Below are 237 nucleotides of genomic sequence, written 5' to 3'. Positions count from 1 at the left end.
CGGCAGCTTGGCTATAAAGCTAACTTTAGCTTATTCGACGATCAAGACAGCTTTGGGCTATTAAAACAATTAACAGAAAACGACTACAACGGCGATAAAGATCTGTTAAAAGCGCTGCAAAGTAAAATCTCCAGCTGGAAAAACGATCTCACCCTGCCGGCTTTAGCACTACAGCAAGCCCAGGATGCCGAGAGCATTAGCCTAGCCAATTACTATCAGCAATATAGCACTATGCTC

General features: G+C 43.9%; 1 protein-coding gene. It reads left to right on the top strand.

Going from position 1 to position 237, the window contains the following annotated elements:
* A partial coding sequence (locus Q5762_RS39620; RefSeq protein ID WP_315897167.1) for a UvrD-helicase domain-containing protein occupies window positions 1–237 on the top strand: 237 nt, incomplete at both ends.

It is taken from the genome of Streptomyces sp. P9(2023), from assembly GCF_032436795.1.
In the GTDB taxonomy this organism is placed as follows: domain Bacteria; phylum Actinomycetota; class Actinomycetes; order Streptomycetales; family Streptomycetaceae; genus Streptomyces.
The sequence above is the reverse complement of the archived record's forward strand: the minus strand, read 5'-3'. Positions and strand labels throughout refer to the sequence as shown.